Source organism: Salinispirillum sp. LH 10-3-1 (assembly GCF_030643825.1).
Lineage (GTDB): Bacteria > Pseudomonadota > Gammaproteobacteria > Pseudomonadales > Natronospirillaceae > Salinispirillum.
In genome coordinates this window covers 1,461,109-1,480,717 of sequence record NZ_CP101717.1, presented here as the reverse complement: position 1 = coordinate 1,480,717, position 19,609 = coordinate 1,461,109, and the positions used below count along the sequence as shown (strand labels likewise).

General features: G+C 49.5%; 19 protein-coding genes. 2 read left to right on the top strand and 17 right to left on the bottom strand.

The genetic code is table 11. The annotated features are described in order from the left end of the window. Positions 1–6: 6 nt before the first annotated feature. From NFC81_RS06525 to rfaH, 17 genes are all read right to left on the bottom strand, one after another. The gene (locus tag NFC81_RS06525) at positions 7–1,002 is read right to left on the bottom strand and encodes a glycosyltransferase (protein WP_304996722.1); all 996 of its coding nucleotides are present in this window, start codon (positions 1,000–1,002) and stop codon (positions 7–9) included. A gap of 26 nt (positions 1,003–1,028) precedes the next feature. Beyond that, on the bottom strand, positions 1,029–2,477 hold the full coding sequence (locus NFC81_RS06520) for a lipopolysaccharide biosynthesis protein (protein WP_304996721.1): 1,449 nt from the start codon (positions 2,475–2,477) through the stop codon (positions 1,029–1,031). Between the two features lies 1 nt (position 2,478). Continuing rightward, positions 2,479–3,114, bottom strand: a complete 636-nt coding sequence (locus NFC81_RS06515) for a hypothetical protein (protein WP_304996720.1) — start codon at positions 3,112–3,114, stop codon at positions 2,479–2,481. Next, entirely contained in the window at positions 3,111–4,223 is a 1,113-nt protein-coding gene (locus NFC81_RS06510) for a DegT/DnrJ/EryC1/StrS family aminotransferase (RefSeq protein ID WP_304996719.1), read from the bottom strand. Before NFC81_RS06510 ends, NFC81_RS06515 begins: the two co-directional genes overlap by 4 nt. Then, complete coding sequence (gene rfbA, locus NFC81_RS06505) at positions 4,220–5,098, bottom strand: glucose-1-phosphate thymidylyltransferase RfbA (protein WP_304996718.1); 879 nt, start codon at positions 5,096–5,098, stop codon at positions 4,220–4,222. Before rfbA ends, NFC81_RS06510 begins: the two co-directional genes overlap by 4 nt. Next, positions 5,095–6,192 (bottom strand): dTDP-glucose 4,6-dehydratase, encoded by a 1,098-nt coding sequence (gene rfbB, locus NFC81_RS06500; protein WP_304996717.1) that lies wholly within the window; start codon positions 6,190–6,192, stop codon positions 5,095–5,097. Before rfbB ends, rfbA begins: the two co-directional genes overlap by 4 nt. Next, positions 6,189–6,959, bottom strand: coding sequence for a hypothetical protein (locus tag NFC81_RS06495; RefSeq protein ID WP_304996716.1), 771 nt, complete (start codon positions 6,957–6,959; stop codon positions 6,189–6,191). Before NFC81_RS06495 ends, rfbB begins: the two co-directional genes overlap by 4 nt. A 156-nt stretch (positions 6,960–7,115) precedes the next feature. Then, positions 7,116–7,442 (bottom strand): MarR family EPS-associated transcriptional regulator, encoded by a 327-nt coding sequence (locus NFC81_RS06490; RefSeq protein WP_304996715.1) that lies wholly within the window; start codon positions 7,440–7,442, stop codon positions 7,116–7,118. 168 nt (positions 7,443–7,610) lie between these two features. Continuing rightward, positions 7,611–8,612 carry an NAD-dependent epimerase gene (locus NFC81_RS06485; protein ID WP_304996714.1) on the bottom strand — a complete coding sequence of 334 codons (1,002 nt, stop codon included), beginning with the start codon at positions 8,610–8,612 and terminating at the stop codon, positions 7,611–7,613. Between the two features lie 2 nt (positions 8,613–8,614). After that, positions 8,615–9,781: a nucleotide sugar dehydrogenase gene (locus NFC81_RS06480; RefSeq protein WP_304996713.1), complete on the bottom strand. Its 1,167-nt coding sequence runs from the start codon at positions 9,779–9,781 to the stop codon at positions 8,615–8,617. Between the two features lie 28 nt (positions 9,782–9,809). Next, complete coding sequence (locus tag NFC81_RS06475; RefSeq protein WP_304996712.1) at positions 9,810–10,136, bottom strand: MarR family EPS-associated transcriptional regulator; 327 nt, start codon at positions 10,134–10,136, stop codon at positions 9,810–9,812. Positions 10,137–10,362: 226 nt separating this feature from the next. Further along, the gene (locus NFC81_RS06470; RefSeq protein WP_304996711.1) at positions 10,363–11,508 is read right to left on the bottom strand and encodes a hypothetical protein; all 1,146 of its coding nucleotides are present in this window, start codon (positions 11,506–11,508) and stop codon (positions 10,363–10,365) included. Between the two features lie 254 nt (positions 11,509–11,762). Continuing rightward, positions 11,763–13,166: a mannose-1-phosphate guanylyltransferase/mannose-6-phosphate isomerase gene (locus NFC81_RS06465; RefSeq protein WP_304996710.1), complete on the bottom strand. Its 1,404-nt coding sequence runs from the start codon at positions 13,164–13,166 to the stop codon at positions 11,763–11,765. 8 nt (positions 13,167–13,174) lie between these two features. Beyond that, the gene (locus NFC81_RS06460; RefSeq protein WP_304996709.1) at positions 13,175–13,747 is read right to left on the bottom strand and encodes a hypothetical protein; all 573 of its coding nucleotides are present in this window, start codon (positions 13,745–13,747) and stop codon (positions 13,175–13,177) included. A gap of 76 nt (positions 13,748–13,823) precedes the next feature. Next, positions 13,824–14,918 carry a transglycosylase SLT domain-containing protein gene (locus NFC81_RS06455; protein WP_304996708.1) on the bottom strand — a complete coding sequence of 365 codons (1,095 nt, stop codon included), beginning with the start codon at positions 14,916–14,918 and terminating at the stop codon, positions 13,824–13,826. Between the two features lie 115 nt (positions 14,919–15,033). Continuing rightward, positions 15,034–16,044 (bottom strand): LPP20 family lipoprotein, encoded by a 1,011-nt coding sequence (locus NFC81_RS06450; protein WP_304996707.1) that lies wholly within the window; start codon positions 16,042–16,044, stop codon positions 15,034–15,036. 104 nt (positions 16,045–16,148) lie between these two features. Then, positions 16,149–16,661, bottom strand: coding sequence for a transcription/translation regulatory transformer protein RfaH (gene rfaH, locus NFC81_RS06445; protein ID WP_304996706.1), 513 nt, complete (start codon positions 16,659–16,661; stop codon positions 16,149–16,151). 221 nt (positions 16,662–16,882) lie between these two features. Here rfaH and NFC81_RS06440 point away from each other — a divergent pair, with 221 nt between their 5' ends. Both NFC81_RS06440 and NFC81_RS06435 read left to right on the top strand, forming a co-directional pair. Beyond that, a complete protein-coding gene (locus NFC81_RS06440; RefSeq protein WP_304996705.1) occupies positions 16,883–18,259 on the top strand; it encodes a hypothetical protein in 1,377 nt (458 codons plus the stop codon). Further along, complete coding sequence (locus NFC81_RS06435; RefSeq protein ID WP_304996704.1) at positions 18,253–19,608, top strand: FecR domain-containing protein; 1,356 nt, start codon at positions 18,253–18,255, stop codon at positions 19,606–19,608. The genes NFC81_RS06440 and NFC81_RS06435 overlap by 7 nt, the downstream gene beginning before the upstream one ends. Position 19,609: the final 1 nt, after the last annotated feature.

The window sequence follows — 19,609 nt, the reverse complement described above, 5'->3', positions numbered from 1 at the left end:
AATCCCCTATTTACTTACAAGACTCAGTATAGCATTATTTACATTTCTCAATTTGAGAATTAATTTAGAGCTCTTAAGCTTAAAAATTAACTTTTCTTTAATATTAAGTTTATTGTAATAATTTGGGTATCTACTTTTAACATTTATTTTCTTAGAAATACCAATTCTATTAATTTGTGCTGCATAATTAGCACACTTACAGTCAATCTCTTGAGCCCACTTGTAACCGGTAAACGCATTAAACTCCTCCAACATAAGAATCATTGCTTCCAAATATTGGTTTTGTTTTTCGGGAATTAATCGAGTTCGAACATTCCATGAACCAGGCACACCAATTCGTCGTATGCTCATTACTTTATCTATATAGCCAATATCGCCATACAATGCACATAATAGTTTCAACGGCATGTCTCCGACAGGAGCAAGCTCAAAAAACTTGGGCAGGTCTTTAATCACGATAGATCTAAACACCATAGATGCTGTCGGTGCAGATGATCCCCCCTCAAAGAACAGACCTCTATTCATCAGAGTACCGGTTCTTCCAAAAGATGGCGACGATTTGCCTTTTACACCTAAATCTTCGAATTTCTCAAATTTCCCCCTATGAAAGCACATCGAACATGCGGGGTTAGTCTTAAGAAATTCAACTTGTATTTGTAGTTTTTCCGGTGTAATCCAGCAATCATCACCTTCGCAAAGCGCAACGTATTCGCCCTTTACTCTAGGGTAATTGAATTGGGGGTTTGGTTTAATGCCCAACGAATATTTATTTTCTGTTTGAAATATAGTCTTAAAGAGCAGAGGGTATCTTTCTTCATATTTACGAATAATTTCAGCTGTTTTATCTGTTGACGCATCATCATGAACAAGTATTTCAAATGGGAAATCCGTCTTTTGTATTAAAAATCCCTCTAGAGCATCTTCGATATATAGCTCATGATTATAGGTGATGCAACAAATGCTAACTAATGGTTTGTCATGTGCTCCTTTCCAGGTGGCCATGATCTCTTCTTGCGTACGTAGGTTTTTCATAAATTCTTAGGTCTAATTTTGTTATGTATTATTTCGCAAGCTAATGTATAGGCTTGTAGGTTAAGTACATGTGCACCAATTAAGTACAGAAGTCCACCACTGGTACTGAACAGAAGCAATAGAACAAGCGGTGGCCAATCAAGTAATTGCACTCCAAAATAGATCATTCCGCCGATGAATACGGATAGCATCAGCCCTGGAAGGAAATCTTTGACCTGCTCCTTAGCTGGATAGTTAATTAGGTTTTTCGCAAAATAGCTGTTAGGAATATAGGCAAGTACGGAGCTAAAAATCTGTCCGATTAGAATGCCTATAACGCCATAGCGGTAGCTGATTAGAACAATAACCACCACCATTGTTTTCTTCAAAATCTCAAGGTAAAGGTAGAGATCAGAGCGACCCTTCACTTTTAGTATGTTAAGGTTAATTGCATGAAGTGGATAAAAAAGTCCGGATATGCAGAGTAACTGTAAGTAGGGTGCAGCTGGCCACCATTTTTCAGGCAATAAAAAATGGAAAAGCGGTACTGCAAGGGCAGCGAGAAACATCAGAACTGGAAACAACAAGAAAGTTGTCACCGCTATTACCTTACGATAGCCTGCTTTAAGCCTAGCATTATCATCTTGAACACTTGCCAGTGCTGGGTAAGTCACATTCTGTATCGCACCAACCAGTTGACTTAGCACAAGTTCTCGCATTTTCTCTGCGAAGAAATACAAGCCTGCAACTGAAGCTGAAAATAGCTTGGCAATCACAATAACGTAGAGATTTTTGAATACTGCATCCAAAGTGCCAGACAAAAATAGTTTATATCCAAAACTATACATGCTGCGCAGTGATGAACTACTAAAGCTGAGAGCTGGTCGCCAGTCACTCATCCACCAAAGGAATGCAGAAGTAATAAAAGCTGCAACCAACATTTGAGCAACTAAGGCCCATACACCAGCGCCCGAATATGCAAGTACTATGGCTACCAATGCTGAAACTAAAGCAGCAGGAAAACTTGCTTTAAGTTGCGCCTTAAAGTTCATCTGTCGATGAAAAAGCGCAATCTGAACAACTTGAAAGGAGTTCACTAGAACAACCAATCCTGTCACCCGTATTAGTAGCACCAGTCGCGGTTCTTCGTAAAAAGTTGATATATATGGTGCCGTAAAGTAAAGCAGTGTATAAGCAAAGGCTCCGAGAAAAAGATTTGCATAAAAGGCTGTACTCAGGTCGTCCTGTGTTACCTCCTTTAGCCTAATCAATGCTTGGCGAAACCCGGAGTCCATCAGGCTAGTAGCAATGGCTATAAACACCGCCATCATAGCTACTAATCCATAGGCTTCTGGTGCAAGGAAATAGGCTAGAAGCAGTGTTGTTAGTAGCCCTACACCGCGACGTAGCAACTGCTCAGAGAAGTTCCACAGAATGCCCGTGATTGTGCTATTCGATAATGACATACTATAGAATCGGCTTGGCTGGTAAGCCTGCAACAACTTGTGTATCGTTAACGTCTGAGATAACTAGACTTCCAGCTCCTACCACAGACCTTTTTCCAACTCTTTTTAATTTCTCTGAAACAAGCGTTGCACCCATGCCGACAAAAGCTAACTCATCTACAGTGATATAAGCTCCTACAGTTGCACGCGTTGCTATATAACACCCTTTTTTAATTTTACTCGTATGTGTTACACCAGCTAAGTAAGAAACTACTGAGTCTTCTTCGATGGATACACCAGCTTGAACTACTGCATTTGCTTGAATAGTTACACCCTCATCTATTGTAGCGTAGGGTGATACAGATGCGGTAGGATGAATTAGCGTTATAACTTTTCCACCCATACTCCTTATCTTTTCAGACAATTCTACTCTAAGTCTATTATCGCCTACACTGACAGAAAAAGACTTTCCTACTAGATTGTTTTCGGAGAAAAGCTCTTCATTACTACCTAGAATTTTCTTTCCGAAATATATTTCACCTTTCCTACTGAGGTCATAGTGATAGAGGCCTATGACGTCAAAGCCACACGCCTCCGCAAGATCTATGTATACAGAAGTGTTGTTCCCGACCCCCAATATAAAAACTTCCTTTTTCATAATCTTCCACCAACTGAATTCACAATATTTGATATGCCATCTATGTCTTCGGCTTTCAAGGTCGAGTAAATAGGTAAACACAATACCCTAGAAGACACTGACTCTGAAATCGGCAAAGTTAAGCAAGAGCTTGAAATATCTATATTATTTAGTGAAGGGTAAAAGTATCTACGAGGATAGATGTCATTATCACTAAATACTTCTAATGTGTCTTTAAGCACATTTTCTTCATCTAAGAGAATTGGTATGTATGAATAATTTAATGACGAATGTTCATTCAAACACTGTCTTTCTAACCTACTACTTAAGCGCCCCATATAGCGTTCATATCTTTCTTTTCTGTCTTGAAATACGTGAATAATATCATCCAACACACACAACCCCATTGCCGCATTGAACTCACTCATTTTAGCATTGATGCCTAATTCACTGATTTGGTCAGGGCCGGTGATACCAAAGTTAATTAGAGCTTTTGCTTTTTCAAGATCTTTCTTGTGTTTGAATACAATGGCACCGCCTTCAATGGTATGAAAAACCTTTGTGGCGTGAAAACTCAAGGTGGCTGCATCCCCCCACTTAAGTACACTTTCGTTTCTGTAATTTACCCCAAACGCATGCGCGGCGTCATAAATCACCTTTAATTGATGACGTTCAGCAATTTCGTGAATCGCTTCTACATCGCAAGGATTACCGAACACGTGAACGGGAACTATGGCACGTGTCTGAGGTGTGATGGCTTCTTCTATTAACTCTGGGTCGAGGTTCCATGTATCCTTGTCTATGTCTACAAACACAGGATTAACACCTTCCCATTTTAGCGAGCTAGAAGTCGCTACGAAGGTAAACGGCGTCGTTATAGCTTCTGCAGGCTTCCCATTTGCAGGCTCATTTATGCCTAGTGCGCGATACGCAATTTGTAAGGCTAGCGTGCCGTTGGATATGAGGAGAAGGTTTTCGACACCAAGGTATTCCTCAAGCCTTTTCGTAAGCTCTTGTACCAGCGGGCCATTGTTTGTAAGCCAGTTTCGTTCATAGATGCCATCAATGTACTTGTTGAGCTTTTCTCGGCTTGGTAAGTAGGGCTTAGTGACCGGTATGATTTCTTTCATGCTTCTTTCACCACATCAATGAGGTATTTACCATATCCGTTCTTGGCTAAGGCTTTTCCGGCCCTTTTGATTTCTTGAGTTGTTAGCCAGCCATTCCGCCAAGCAATTTCTTCCAAACAGGCTATTTTGTAGCCTTGGCGTTTTTCAATTGTCTCTACAAACTGCGCAGCTTCCAACAAGCTTTCGTGTGTTCCGGTATCCAGCCAAGCAAAGCCCCGGCCAAGCATTTCTACATTCAGCTTATGTTGATTTAGATACATTTCGTTGAGCGTCGTTATTTCTAGCTCACCTCGCCCCGAGGGTTTTACCTGCTTCGCCATTTCTATCACGGCGTTGTCATAAAAATACAGGCCGGTGACAGCATAATGCGATTTTGGCTTATCTGGCTTTTCTTCTATCGAAATTGCTTTTCGTTTTTCGTCGAATTCAACCACACCAAAGCGTTCGGGGTCTTTCACTTGGTACCCAAACACGGTGGCACCATTACCATGTTCGGCATTGGCTACGGCCTGTTTTAGTTTAGGAGTGAAGCCTTGACCATAAAAAATGTTGTCACCCAGCACTAGGCACACATTGTCAGCGCCGATGAACTCTTCTCCAATAGTAAAGGCTTGTGCGAGTCCGTCTGGGCTTGGTTGCATGGCGTAACTTAGGTTTATGCCAAAGTCACTGCCGTCACCCAATAAGCGTATGAAGCTGGTTTGTTCTTCAGGTGTTGTGATGATCAGAATGTCTCGTATTCCCGCCAGCATCAAAACTGAAATTGGGTAGTAGATCATGGGTTTGTCGTACACCGGAAGGAGCTGTTTGGATACTCCTTTGGTGATTGGGTACAATCGAGTACCTGAGCCACCCGCTAGTACTATCCCCTTCATACAATTGCTCCCTTCTCTGAGCTTTCCCCTAGGCGGGTGAGTTGATACTCGCCATTTAAAACTCGCTGCCACCACTGTTCGTTGTTCAAGTACCATTCAACGGTTTTACGCATGCCTGTTTCGAACGTTTCCTCTGGCTTCCAGCCGAGTTCTTTGTCGATTTTCGTTGCATCAATAGCGTAACGACGGTCGTGGCCTGGGCGGTCTTTCACAAAGGTGATGAGGTCGCGGTAGGGTTTCGATTTCGATTTCGGTTTCAGTTCTTGCATGATATCGCACAGCATTTCCACCACTTCGATGTTTTTCTTCTCGTTATGCCCACCGATGTTGTAGGTTTCACCGACTTCTCCAGTGGTTATAACGTGATAGAGCGCTCGAGCGTGGTCTTCAACGTACAACCAGTCCCGAATCTGGTCGCCCTTGCCATACACGGGTAACGGTTTGCCATGCAGTGCATTGAGAATGATGTGCGGCACAAGCTTTTCTGGAAAGTGATAAGGGCCGTAGTTGTTAGAGCAGTTGGTGACTAATGTTGGTAACCCGTAGGTTCTGCGCCACGCTCGCACTAAGTGGTCTGAACTCGCTTTGCTGGCAGAGTACGGGCTGCTGGGAGCGTAAGCGGTTGTTTCAGTAAACAGGTGCTGGTGTGCGTTAGCGTCTTCTTCCGAGTGTGGAAGATCACCATAGACTTCATCTGTCGAGATGTGGTGAAACCGAAATTCTGATTTTCGCTCTGCGCTCAATGCTTGCCAATACTTACGCGCGGCTTCAAGCAGTGTGTATGTGCCGACAACGTTGGTTTCTATAAAGGCTGCTGGGCCGTCGATAGAGCGGTCTACATGACTTTCTGCCGCCAGGTGCATAACGGCGTCTGGTTGGTGCTGCTGAAAAACTCTGTCTAGCTCTGCGGGGTCGCAGATATCTACCTGCTCGAAGGCGTAGCGGCTGGATGCGCTTATTTCGATCAGGTTTTCAGGGTTACCGGCGTAAGTGAGTTTGTCGACATTAATAACGCTGTCTTCAGTGTTGTTAATGATGTGGCGAACTACGGCAGAGCCTATGAACCCTGCGCCGCCTGTAACAAGAATTTTCATTGGGATTCCTTGGGTTTTTGGCTATTAGTGTGCTTTTCTTTGTAATCATTAAGGAATTCTTTTGTAGTTTTTCTGAAATAAAAGAACAATGAGTTCAAATATCCATATGGAGATTTTAATTCACGACTAGACAATTGATAAATCACTCTACTTGGTGCGTTTAATGGCCCAGTTAGTTTGGTAAGAATAAAACCGACAAAAAGCAATAGAACGCCAGTGACGACAGCACCAATAAAAGATTTTACTGCAACTTCACTTAAGTAAGGCAATACCAATATAAGACCCACTACTCCTAAAACTAGCAGAAAAACACCCAATGAAATAATAATCAATTCAAGTGCATTCCACAACGTAAAGAAAGCCCTATCAAACTTACCTATTTTAATATCAACCAGCCGACCGTTATCAAAAGTAAGGTATTCATATGAATAACCAAGGTCAGATGGCTGGACATCAAACTCTTCTACTAAACCCGCCATGACTCTCTCTTGCTTCTCGGACGGAGACACCGTATAAATTTCATTAAATGCGATGTCTCTAATTCTTTTATCGAAAGAATAGCTGTCAACACCCGAAATATTTTTAAGTCTTTGAATTCTCTCCATTTTACTTTCACTTGAACCAAAATTTTTTGTCACCCACTCCTTTCCAAATTTCTTCACCACTGATACAACTAACAAAGAAGTAAATGGTATAAATATATAAAGTATACTTCTATATATACCATCCATTAATGAAGTCATAATCTTTTCAACAATAGATTCCATTAAGGGTTCCTTTTTCCTTGAAATTCAAATAATTGCTAAGCATTTATTTTTGACAGGACTATCTCGGATTAGTGGTAGGCTGGTGTGAACACCTGCCCTACGGGTTCGTGTAGGGCGAGCATTTATACCCGCCGGCTCGCGCAGAGGGCTGCGCTCCTACGTCCGTGTGCGCAAGTCTTCTTGTAAGTTCTCGATTTCTACCTTGAGGGCATCGAATTCTTCTGTTTTGCGCTTTAAGAACCGTGCGGTTACTTTGGCTTTTTCTTCGATACCGGCCGGTGTCAGCAGGTACAAATAACCGCTTTTGTTCGGGTTTTTTTTGAAGTTGCTGGCCTTCACCATGCCCACGTCGACCAATGCTTTGAGGCAGAAATTCACCTTGCCCAGGCTGATGTCCAGTTCACGCGCAAGCTCGCGCTGACTAATGGACGGATTAGCCTCGATCTGCTTCATTATCTTGTAGCGGTATTCGTCGGTAAGCATGGGGAGAAGTGTAAAGCGCGTTAGATTGGCTACCGCCCTACCGTATAGTGGGGGCATACCCAAAGAAGTGTTCAGTTGTTGAACGCAATAGTAGGCGCAATGAATTGGGTGCGCAAGTTCTTTTTGTTAGGGGCATGGTTGGTTGCTCTGGCGCAGAGGGCTGCGCTCCTACTGGGTGTGGTAGTAGTTTTTGTACCATTCCACGGTGTTGTTTACGCCGGTGACGATGTCGGTATCCGGTTGGTATCCGGTAGCCTGTTGCAGCAATGTAGTATCTGCGTAGGTAATGGGTACGTCGCCCGGCTGCATGTCCATGTATATTTTTTCGGCGGGCTTGCCAGAAGCGCTTTCAATAGCGGCAATGAAGTCCATGAGTTTTACGGGTTTGGAGTTGCCGATGTTAAGCACTTGGTACGGTGCGGCGCTGCTGGCCGGGGTGTTTTCTTTGCTGTCTGATTTTGCTGGTGGTACGTCAGCGCATTGCAGTACGCCGGTTACGATGTCGTCTATGTAGGTGAAGTCCCGTTGCATTTCCCCGTGGTTGAACACTTTGATGGGGTCGCCCGCCAATATGGCTTTGGTGAACAGAAAGGGGGCCATGTCGGGGCGGCCCCAGGGACCATACACGGTGAAGAAGCGCAAGCCGGTAGTCGGCACGTTGTACAAATGACTGTATGAGTGCGCCATGACTTCGTTGGCTTTTTTGGTGGCGGCGTAGAGCGATACGGGGTGGTCTACCGGATCGTGTTCAGAGAACGGCTGTTTTTCATTTTCGCCGTATACCGAGCTGGATGAGGCGTAAACCAGATGCTCTACCTGCTGCTGGCGGGCCAGTTCCAATATGTTACCGAAACCGACGAGGTTGGCGTCTATGTAGGCGCTGGGGTTTTCGATGGAGTAGCGCACACCTGCCTGAGCGGCCATGTGCAGTATGCGGTTGAACTGGTGGTTTTTAGCCAGTTCGGCCATGGCTTGGCGGTCTTCCACACCCATTTTAATAAAGGTGAAGTTGCTGCGGCCGTTTAGGCGCGCTAGGCGGTCTTCTTTCAGTTGGACGTCGTAGTAGTCGTTGAGGTTGTCTATGCCTACTACGGTGTGCCCTTCGCTGGTTAAGCGTAAGGCAAGTTCGTTGCCGATGAAGCCGGCGGCGCCGGTGACGAGTATTTTCATGATTAATCGCTGCCAAACAAATCGCGGGTGTAAACTTTATGCTCTACATCACTGATGGCGTCGGACAACCGGTTGGCGACGATGACGTCGGACATCTGTTTGAATTCGTCCAGGTTACGAATAACCCGTGAGTTGAAGAAGGTGTCTTCTTGGAACACGGGCTCGTAAATCACCACTTCAACACCTTTGGCTTTTAGGCGTTTCATCACGCCCTGAATAGCGGAGGCGCGGAAGTTGTCGGAGCCGGTTTTCATCACCAGGCGATACACACCCACTATTTTGGGGTTGCGCTTCAGTATGCTGCTGGCGATGAAGTCTTTCCGCGTGGTGTTGGCGTCTACGATGGCGCGGATCATGTTGCTGGGTACGTCCTGGTAGTTGGCCAGCAGTTGTTTGGTGTCTTTCGGTAAGCAATAACCGCCGTAACCGAATGAGGGGTTGTTGTAGTGGCTGCCAATGCGAGGGTCTAACCCAACACCTTCTATGATTTGTTTAGAGCTGAGGCCGTGTGTTTCAGCGTATGAATCCAATTCGTTGAAGTAGGCTACGCGCATGGCCAAGTAGGTGTTGGAAAACAGTTTGATGGCTTCGGCTTCGGTGCTGTCGGTGAACAGCGTGGCAACGTCTTGTTTTATGGCGCCTTGCTTCAATAAGTTGGCAAAGGCGGCGGCGCGTTCTGTGCGCTCCCCTACGATGATGCGCGACGGGTAAAGGTTGTCGTACAGGGCTTTGCCTTCGCGCAGGAATTCGGGCGAGAACATGAGGTTGCTGGTGCCCAGCTCGGCACTGATTTCTTTGGTGTAACCCACGGGCACGGTCGATTTGATGACCATGACGGCGTTAGGGTTGATGGCAATAACGTCTTTTATGACGGCTTCAACACTGCGGGTATTGAAATAGTTGGTTTCGGGGTCGTAGTCGGTCGGGGTGGCTATGATGACGAAGTCTGCCCCGGCGTAGGCTTCTTCTTTATTCAGTGTGGCGCGAAAATTGAGTTTCTTGCTCTGTAGAAAGTCTTCGATTTCCGTGTCGACAATGGGCGAACGCTTGTTGTTAAGTAGCTCGATTTTTTCGGGCACGATGTCGAGTGCAACCACTTCGTTGTGTTGTGCCAACAACATGGCATTGGAGAGCCCGACATAACCGGTTCCTGCGACGGCGATTTTCATGCAATAGAGTCCGTTTGGTGTACGAAAGTTATGAGCGCGGCTGAATGTCCGCTTTTAAGGTTTCAATTTCCGCCTTTAGGGCGTCGAATTCTTCGGTTTTGCGCTTTAAGAAGCGTGCGGTTACTTTGGCTTTTTCTTCTATACCGGCCGGTGTCAGCAGGTACAAATAACCGCTTTTGTTCGGGTTGTTTTTGAAGTTGCTGGCTTTCACCATGCCCACGTCGATCAGTGCTTTGAGGCAGAAATTCACTTTGCCTAGGCTGATGTCCAATTCACGCGCAAGCTCGCGCTGACTAATGGACGGATTAGCCTCAATCTGCTTCATGATCTTGTATCGGTATTCGTCGGTAAGCATGGGGAGAAGTGTAAAGCGCGTTAGATTGGCTACCGCCCTACCGTATAGTGGGGGCATACCCAAGGGAGTGTTCAGTTGTTGAACGCAATACTAGTGATAGTTTTGCCTTCTGGCAAGTGTTTGTCTTGTATTATCTTCGTATGTACTTATAGGGTTCGTGCATGGATTGAAGGCTAGCCGATAGAGGGTCGCCATTCAAACCATACACACAGGGTGCGGGCACCTATTAGGACTTTGCCTTCTCTCTACGATAGCTCAATACGCTACCCGCGAACTTAACCAGGAAGGTCAGAACCAACCCAAACATACCCCCTGCAAATACCGAGACAATCATCGTGAGCGCGCGGCTGCGCCCGACCGGACGTTGTGGCTCTAACGCATAGTCGAGAACAGTGACTAAACGCTCTGTGTAGGGAATGTGACTCATGCCGACGTAATTATCCAACTCTCCCTCCGAGAGCAATGTACGCACTATTTCACGGCGCAACAACTCTTGCTGCAGCGCTCGAATGGCTTGGTTCAGAAGGCCCGTGTCAAAAGATTCCTCAATCACCTTCTTTTCTGCCTCCAACGCTCTGGAGCCCATAAAATACAGTGGTAATCTACCGTCGGCATTAATGTTGGCGTAGATGACTTCTGACCCTGCTGGTTGGCGGCCATAATCTTGCGGCGTTGTGGGTGTTTCAATACCTAGGTCTTGCGCGATGGTGCTGGCTTGTGTGAGCTCAAATAGCCGCTCTTCTCTGAAGGCTTTCAAGCCTTGCTTTTGAATGTCTATATCATTGCTGTAGCGTGCCATGGCGCTGTTTGTTCTTACTTCAAAACGCTGCAAATAGTCCTTCCAAATCGCCTCGGCCGTCAGCGCTATATAGCGATTGACTAGTTCTGGGCCGTTCACACCATCAGGATAGGCATAGGTGACACTCAAAGAGCTCACTCCATTGGGTTCATTGCTGACGCTCAGTTCAATGGAGAACTTAGAGGTAAAATGCTCCAGTAACGACGTTTCTTCGTCACCTTGGTATAGGTCAGGGTATTGCTCGACCAACGTGGCGTAATTCTGAAAGCTGTTCAAGCGATTACCGAACTCGCGAAACACAGAGCCGGTACCCAGTGCCAAGCCTGGAAGTTCATTCAGCGCTTGGTAATTAGCGCCGTCTGCGGGTATTGCATTGAATGTGGTTTCATAAACTCGGTCACCTGACAAAGCGATGTACAGGCCTAATACCGTTGCCAGGAGCACACTACCCACCAGCCAATACCAGCCGTCGATCAAGATATTTGCCAGCTCTCGCAGGTCTATTTCGTCATCTACGGAGTGGCCGTAGCCCATTTGCGGCGTGACACCCTGCTGGTTTTCTTGACCTGACATCCCTATTGAACTCCTACTCATATAATTCAATGACCCGAAATTGTACGTGAACCGTGAAGGGCATCACAATATTTATTCGTATTTGTTGACGCGTATTAGCCAAACCCTTAAGCGGCCAGCCCCCAGCCATATCGCTTCCCGTAGGAGGCCAGCCCCCGGCCATATCGCTTCCTGTAGGAGGCCAGCCCCCGGCCATATCGCTTCCCGTAGGAGGCCAACCCCCTGGCCGAACATTCGCGCAGAGGGCTGCGCTCCTACGACAGCGGCACCCGGATGATGTCGTCTTCACCCAAATAACTGCCGGTTTGGATCTCTATCAACTCCAACGGCATCTTGCCTGGGTTTTCCAGTGAGTGAATTTGTCCCACTGGAATGAACGCGGATTCGTTTTCGGTGATCAGCTTGGTGTCGTGTTCGCCAATCAGCTTGGCGGTGCCCCGTACCACTACCCAGTGTTCGGCGCGGTGCATGTGCTTTTGCGCGCCGATACGATGCCCCGGCTTCACCATGATTTTGTTCACAATGTGGCGGTCGCCTTGCGTGATGCGTTTGAACCAACCCCAAGGGCGATACAGCGTGAGGTGTTTTTCGTATTCGGTGCGATGCTGTTTTTTTAACGTTTCAACGATGTGTTTGACGTCTTGGGTGTCGTCGGTGTGCGCGACCAATATGGCGTCGTCGGTTTGCACCACCACCACGTCGTCCATCCCCACAACGGTGGTCAGCACAGTCTCGGCGTGGACGTACGAGTTGCGGGTATTGCGCAGCAGTACGTCGCCGTGGGTGACGTTGTTGTTGGCGTCGTGCGGCAGGACTTCTTTCAGCGAGGCCCAACTGCCGACGTCGCTCCAACCGGCTCCCAGGGGCTGCACGTAGCCGTTGTTGATGCGTTCCATTACGGCGTAGTCGATGCTGTCGGCCGGGCATTGGGCCCAAGACTCTGCGTTGACGCGGATGAAATCGAGGTCAGTGGTTCGCCCGGCGAAGGCTTGCGCTGTGGTTTGATGGATGGCTTCGGCGTGCTGCACCAAGGCACTTAAGTAGGCCTTGGGGGATACGACGAACAGCCCGGCGTTCCAAAGGTACTCGCCGCTGTCCAAATACGCTTGCGCGGTGGCGGCGTCGGGCTTTTCTTTGAATTCGTCGATGGACATGCAGCCTTGAGCATCGGCGTCATTACGTACTTTGATGTAGCCGTAGCCGGTTTCGGGTCGGTCGGGTTTGACGCCCAGAGTAACGATGCCGCCCTGCTCTGCTCTCTGCACGGCGGACGAAACGGCACGCAACAAGCCGGAAGGATCGGTGAATACGTGGTCGGCCGGGGCAACCAGCATGATGGCGTCTGGCCCGAACTCTTCTGCCACCCAGTGCGCGGCCAAGGCGATGGCCGGGGCGGTGTTCTTGCCGCTGGGCTCGAGGATGATGCGCCCGGCTACGCCGATGTCGTGCAGTTGTTGCGCCATGAGGAAGCGGTGTTCTTCCCCACAGACGACGACGGGCGTCGCGACGTCCGGCAGGCTGGCGAAGCGGTTTACGGTGTCCTGAAACAGGCTGTGTTCAGGCGATACCAGCTGAATGCACTGTTTCGGGAACTGTTCGCGCGACAGCGGCCAAAGCCGACTGCCGACGCCGCCCGCCAGTATTACCGGTACGATCATGGGTTGCCCTACTGACCCAATGCGTCGTTCAAACGATTGATGGCGTTTTGACTCATGTACATTTCACGCATTTGCGTTGACGTGAATACGTCCGGCTCGACGTTGCTGGCTGCTGCAGAGGCCGCCAAGATGCTGTCGATGGACGATTCGGTAACGGCAACCATTGAACAAAAGTGCTCACGACCGGCCAAATCAACAAAATCGGCGGTGACACGACGCGAACCTACGAGACGCTCATCAACGATTTCACGTACGATTTGCTCGAAGTTGCCGCCCGTGGCGACGCCGTCTTCGGTGGTTTCAACGCGACGCTGGAAGTCTTCAGCCATGGCTTGAACTTGGGTGCCTAAAGAGCTGGCCAGTTGCTGGCGCGCTAATAGGTCGGCGCGGTTGCTGTCTAGGCTGATGTTGCCTGAAGCGGGCGTACAGCCAGTTGCGGCTAATCCGCCGTCGACGCTGGGGTTAAATACCCACATAGGGGCACCGCTGCGTGTCGTGGCTTCGGTATCAACAGAGCGGCTAGAGCAGCCAACTAATACGGTGGCGGCTACGATGGATGCGGTGATGAGTTTCATGTTCATGCAATATCCCTCTACGTGTTTTGTTGTGTTTTCTGAGTTTAAACCAAAACCTGCTATGCCGACATAGTTTGCGCGATCAAAACGAGCGATAGGCGGCTTGACGGGCGGTGACTTTCTCTAGGTAGTCTCTGGTTTCTTGATAGGGAAGGTCGCGCTGCAGGGTTCGATATACATCTCTGGGCGACATCTGGTTAATGCGCTGTATTGCTGCACTTATATTATTACTGCCTACAAAAGCACGCGCTACGTTACCAGCGCCCGTATTATAAGCGGCTATGACAGCGTACAACCGACTTTCTGGATGTTCGATACCCCTGAGGTAACGTTGGTCGAGAATATTCAGATACACACTGCCAGCGCGCACGTTGTTTTCTGCCTGATAGAGATAGTCGGACGACAACAGCTTTTGTTCGCCATAGAGCACCTCGGCGACATCCTTCCCGGCTGATCCCGGCACTATTTGCATCAAACCATAGGCTGGAATATGGGAGCGTGCCATGGGGTTGAAGCTGCTCTCGCTGTGCATGATGGCTAACACCAGAGCAGGCTCCAATTGATAGCGCTGCGCATATCGTTGCACTAACGGAAGGTATTCTCGGGCTTTGTCACTGGTGCGGGATGCAGGAAGCGGCACAGTAATGGCAATAACGGGCCGAGAGGCGCCAGTCTCGCTGCGTTCGTTGCGACGTTCGGCGGTGGCTTGTTCTAACATTCCCGGTACCTCTTGCGGTGCTACTTCACTCAACACGCGCTGCTGGTCGTCTGAGGCACGGCTCGCATCACGCTGCCCCAAAGCTTGCTGGGTGCGTTGTTCTACAACATCGTCGGCGCGAGCACTGCCGAGGTCTTTGGTAAGTAAGTCGGAGAGCACGTCGAGGCCTTTTTCTACGCCCTGCTCTGCCGGTACTTCGATGATGATTTCATTGCGCTCGTAGTCGACGATGGTACGAATTTGGTTGCCGTCACGGTATTCCACCCAACGGGTGTTGGTGCTGAGTTGGGGATTGCGCCAGAATTGGCTTAGTTCATTTTGATAGCGCTGCATTTCGCGCTCGAAGGCGTCGCGGTAGGCTTGCTGGCCCTCGTCGAGGTCTTGTTGGAATTGCGCAAAGCCCTGTTGCTGTTGGGCTTGGAAGCTTTCGAAAGATTGAGCTAAGGATGCAGATGCCAATACAAGGCACACCGCGAATACGGCGGACGACCGGCAACTGCGTGGTCGGCAGGTGTTCACACCTGCCCTACCGCTGTAGGGCGGGTATTTATACCCGCCAACCGATGGCCAGTATTCAATCCAATGCACCAACGAAATCGGCACGTACGGCGTCTAACACAGCGGATATGCCTTGACGTAAGGCTCTCTCGGGTCCACCGGCCGAGCCTCGGCGCGTTTCATTGGCTTGCCAGCGCACCACGCCCAATTCGTCGGTGATCGACATCGTGGCGGTTACAAATTCATAGTGTATGTTTTGCTGGGCTTGGCTTTCAGAAGCCATGCTGACTGTGAGCGTCCAAGCGGCATTCACAGCGGAAGCAAAGCCTATGCCTTGCTGCGCGAACATCTGTACTACGTCCCCCTGGCTTTGCGCGGCTAAATTGTCTTGCGCCACATACGCCATGCTTAAGCCCGATTGAAAATCACTGAATTGCTGTTGTACGTCGGCCTGCAAGTTAGCCCAGCCTGCGTCAACCGGACGACGCACCAGGAACTGATGCAGGTCGTTGCGCGCCGACATTTTACCCAGCGTAGACATTTTTCGGTGCCAAGTTTGATATTGCGCCCAAGTGGTCGCCTGTGCCGCGGGGTTTTGACTGTTCAGTATTTCGCGGTCGGTTTGGTACAGGTTAGCCTGACGGCGCGCCGCTTGCGTGGTATCCAATGAAACCAGAGCGTAGATAAAGCCTTGCGGACTTTCCCAAGTTTGTTCCAGTCGGGTGTCTTCTATGGTGATGTCGGGCACGACGCTGGTGATGGACTGCCGAAACTGGGTTTCGGCGGCATCGGTGTTGGTTTGGCTGACTTCACTGAGGGCGTCGGAGCGAATACTGACTTGGAGATTCTGCAGCATGTCTACGGTGGCTGCATTACGCGCTTGCTGCAAACTGGTGGCTTCGTTCTGGCCCATGGGCGCGCCACCGACTCCGTAGACAACACTGGCGCTGCGCGGTGGGGACAGTACCCAGGCAGGCCGTTCGGTGCGGTCCAGCACGTTGGTGGGCGTGGGTTTATTGCCGCAACCGGCGAGCGTTAGGACGCTGAATAACAACCCAATGATGACAACCTTCACCGACTTGCTCATATCTATTCCTTTGCAATACGGGTGTTTACGCCCATCAAAAACCGCGATTGGCGGGCATGAAAAGCGCGATTGGCGGGTGTAAACACCCGCCAGTAAAACCATGCTCAGTCTGCACAGGCAGACACAGCATCCACCGACATTTCTAACAACTGCGGGCGATTCAGCAAGTTTAGCAACAGAACCACACGCTCGTCGCCTTTGTTGGCGGTAACCACGGCCTGTAGGTCTTTAAAACACCCGTCGACGATGGTGACTTTTTCGCCAGGCATATACAGGGTGTCGGGCACTTCGCCGTTCAACAGCGCGCATTGATAGCGCAGTCCGTGGACGATGACGTCTTCTACTTTGCACGGCCAGCCGTTGAAGCTCACCACTTTGGTGACGCCGCGCGTAGAACGAATACTGGACCAATTAACGTCGTCGTGCAGCCTGACAAAGACGTAATGAGGAAAAAGTGCTTCCGTAACAATACTGGCCTTTCCGGCGACACGTTTACGCACCAAGTGCGTTGGGTGGAATGTGCTGTAGCCCTGATTCTGCAGATGCATGGCTGCACGAAAACTGTCGCGGGGTTTGCACTGAACCAAATACCACGCGTGATCCTGCTGATCCGTCATTTGTTCTTACCTACCATCAATGATTTTCGCTGGCCTTGCTTTTTAATCATTAGCCGAACACTGAGCGACATATTATAGCGACGCGCCCTACTTTTGTATATTTGGTTGTGTCTCCGCTGACAAAGCCTGGCGGCACAAAAAAGCAAAAATTATTTGCAATTTGCTGACAATATGCCTAGAAGTTAATACTCATATAAATGGACTTTGAGCGCCCTCGACTTATGCCGAATTCGATCATCACAGTAACTAAGCAACACACGGGTCGCTCAATTCTCACTGCGTTTCTGCTCTGCGCCGTTGCCGCACCGGCCATCGCTGACCATCCGTCGTCAACACCGACTGCTCTGCCGCCGCTGTCGTTTGAGATTGCGCAGATGGTCGTACGCTCGTTTGACCACGATTCACCAGCCAGTGTCCAGTCGTTGGTCGACTTGGTAAACCAACAACGCTGGCCTGAAGCATACGCCGAAGGCGAGCGCCTGCGGTCGGAATTTGAAGGGGAACCCCTTTTTGACCTTTACTACGGGCGAGCTGCGTTTGCGGTCGGCGAAATAGACAAAGGGTTATTTGCCTTTGAACGCGTTAACTTGGTTGAGCCGCGTAATGCTGAAGCGCGCTTGTGGCGCACACGTGGGTACCTGAGAAAAGGTAACACTGCGTTAGCGCGCCGTCAGCTTACGTTGCTGGAAAATTACAGTTTAACCGCTGCCCAGTCGCAACGCCGCCAGCGTTTGTTTACCGAGCTTTTGGCACTGGAAGCCGCACAGCGAACGACCAGTCGTTTTGTGGTTTTTGCTGAAGCGCAATATCACACTAACATCAATGTTGGCACGCATTACAACAGCATTGACCTCCCGGATGGCAGCGTATTTGAGCCCAGTGAAGAATTTCAAGCCGCTCCGGCTCCTGCTTTGGCTCTGCAAGCGGCGTATCAACGACAGGAACAGCGTACGCAGCGTTTATCACGCAGTACCCAAGTCGGCATCACCTCGCGCCTGAGCACCTTCGATGATGCCAATAATGTCGGCGGCGTATTGGCTGCGAGCTGGCAACGCCGCAACGGGCTGCGCTACGGTGCCCAAATACTGCCCTATTTAAACACGGAGTCCTTCGGCTTAAACGCGGTACTCTCTGGCGGCCGGGCTGATCTACTTGGGCCGATAGCGGCCGATGCAGCTCTGGTGTTGGGTTTCGGTGAGAGCAACAGCTATCGAGTGCAGGGGTCGCTGTCGAGCGAAGTAAAGACCGGAGGAATAACCACTTTCGCAGCTGCTTCCAGCCATTTTGCTCTGAGTGACGATTTCAGTCCCAGTTCTGCTGGCGTGGGCATGACGCTTGCTCCGCGCATGATGCTGGGGCGGACTATTCAGATTCAAGGCTTGGCCGGCGCTCAAGTGCAGTTTGACCTACAAGAAAATGAGGTGTTTGGCACCACACAACAAGCTGTTTTGTTGAATTCACAGATCTCAGTTGCGCGTGCACTGGGACGCCAAGGAACCATTTCTAGCCGATTGCGCGCGTTCAGCAATTTGAGCAATCAAGACCTGAACGATTACCAAGGCCTAGAGATCGCAGTGGGGTATCAGCACCAATGGTAAAACAACCGATTTTTCGCCTAAGCGGGCTCATGGTGCTCATGTTGGCTTGCACAACCCAAGCACAAGACAAAGAGATTGCCGGTACGGTTTTAGCGGCGCGCGGTGAGGTAAAGGCTACCGACTTGGTGTTGTTAGAAGACCGCCCACTGGCCAGACGATCTCAGGTGTTCAATATCGACCGTGTTCTGACGGGCGCTGCGTCGCAAACCCAGCTTCGCATGTCGGACAATGCGTTGATCTCGTTGGCTGAAAACAGCGAGCTCGTGATTGCCGAATATCAGTACAACGATGAGTCTGGCGAAGGCCGTGTGATCATGGAGTTAGTGTCTGGCGGGCTGCGCACGCTGACCGGACTGGTGTCACCGGTTTCAGGCGACACCGATTACGAGCTACGCACTGCCGCGGCGTCTATCGGTATTCGCGGCACCACGTATGAAGTCAAATTGGTCGACAATCAGACTTTTCTGGCGGTGTGGGACGGTGAAATCGAGGTGCGACTGGCGTCCGGTACTGGCCCTGAATTCTTACTGGGCGACGACCAAGACTTCGCTTATGCGTCTGTAGATGACAGTGGCGAAGTTACCTTCTACCTTGAGGTGCCCGACGTATTTGCCGAGGACAGCGACGACTCTGAATCCGATGCCGATACCACTGATGCCAGTGATGAGTCGGATAGCGACACCGAGGACGAGTCGAGCGACGACAGCGAATCGAGTTCAGACACCGAGTCAAGTGACGACAGCGAGTCGAGTTCAGACACCGATTCACAGGACGCTGCAAGTGATGGTGATACCGACACCGACAGCACTACGAGCACTGAAGACACAACAGCCACAACTACAACTACGGCAACGTCGGTTGAGACCGTTGTGCTACCGCCATCACCTCAGCAGCCTGTTGTTGTCATTACTGGCCCACAGCTGAACTTACCCACGCCGCCCAGTGTAATAGCGGCTAAAACTGGCACGCTGACCTACGACAATTTATTGACCTACAACATCCCCGATTTTGACTACGTGATGACGCTCAGCTTCAAAGTGAATTTCACCACTGGGACGATAGACAGCGGCGAACTGACTTTGAATTCCACCAGCGAGTTCAGTTACTGGTTTGCTTTGTTCGAGGGCGGCATTGAAGGCAACAAAATACAAGGCGGCTCAGTGTTAAACAACGCCATTAACTTCAGTGTTGCTGAACATATGGTGTCGCACGGTAATTTCGAAGCCAGTGGAACCATAACCGGCACCTTTCACGGCAACAACGCACAGCAAGTCAACGGTACGTTTGAACTGACGGATACTCAAATCGAACCTGTCACCGTAACCGGCACGTATCAGGTAGGACGCTGAC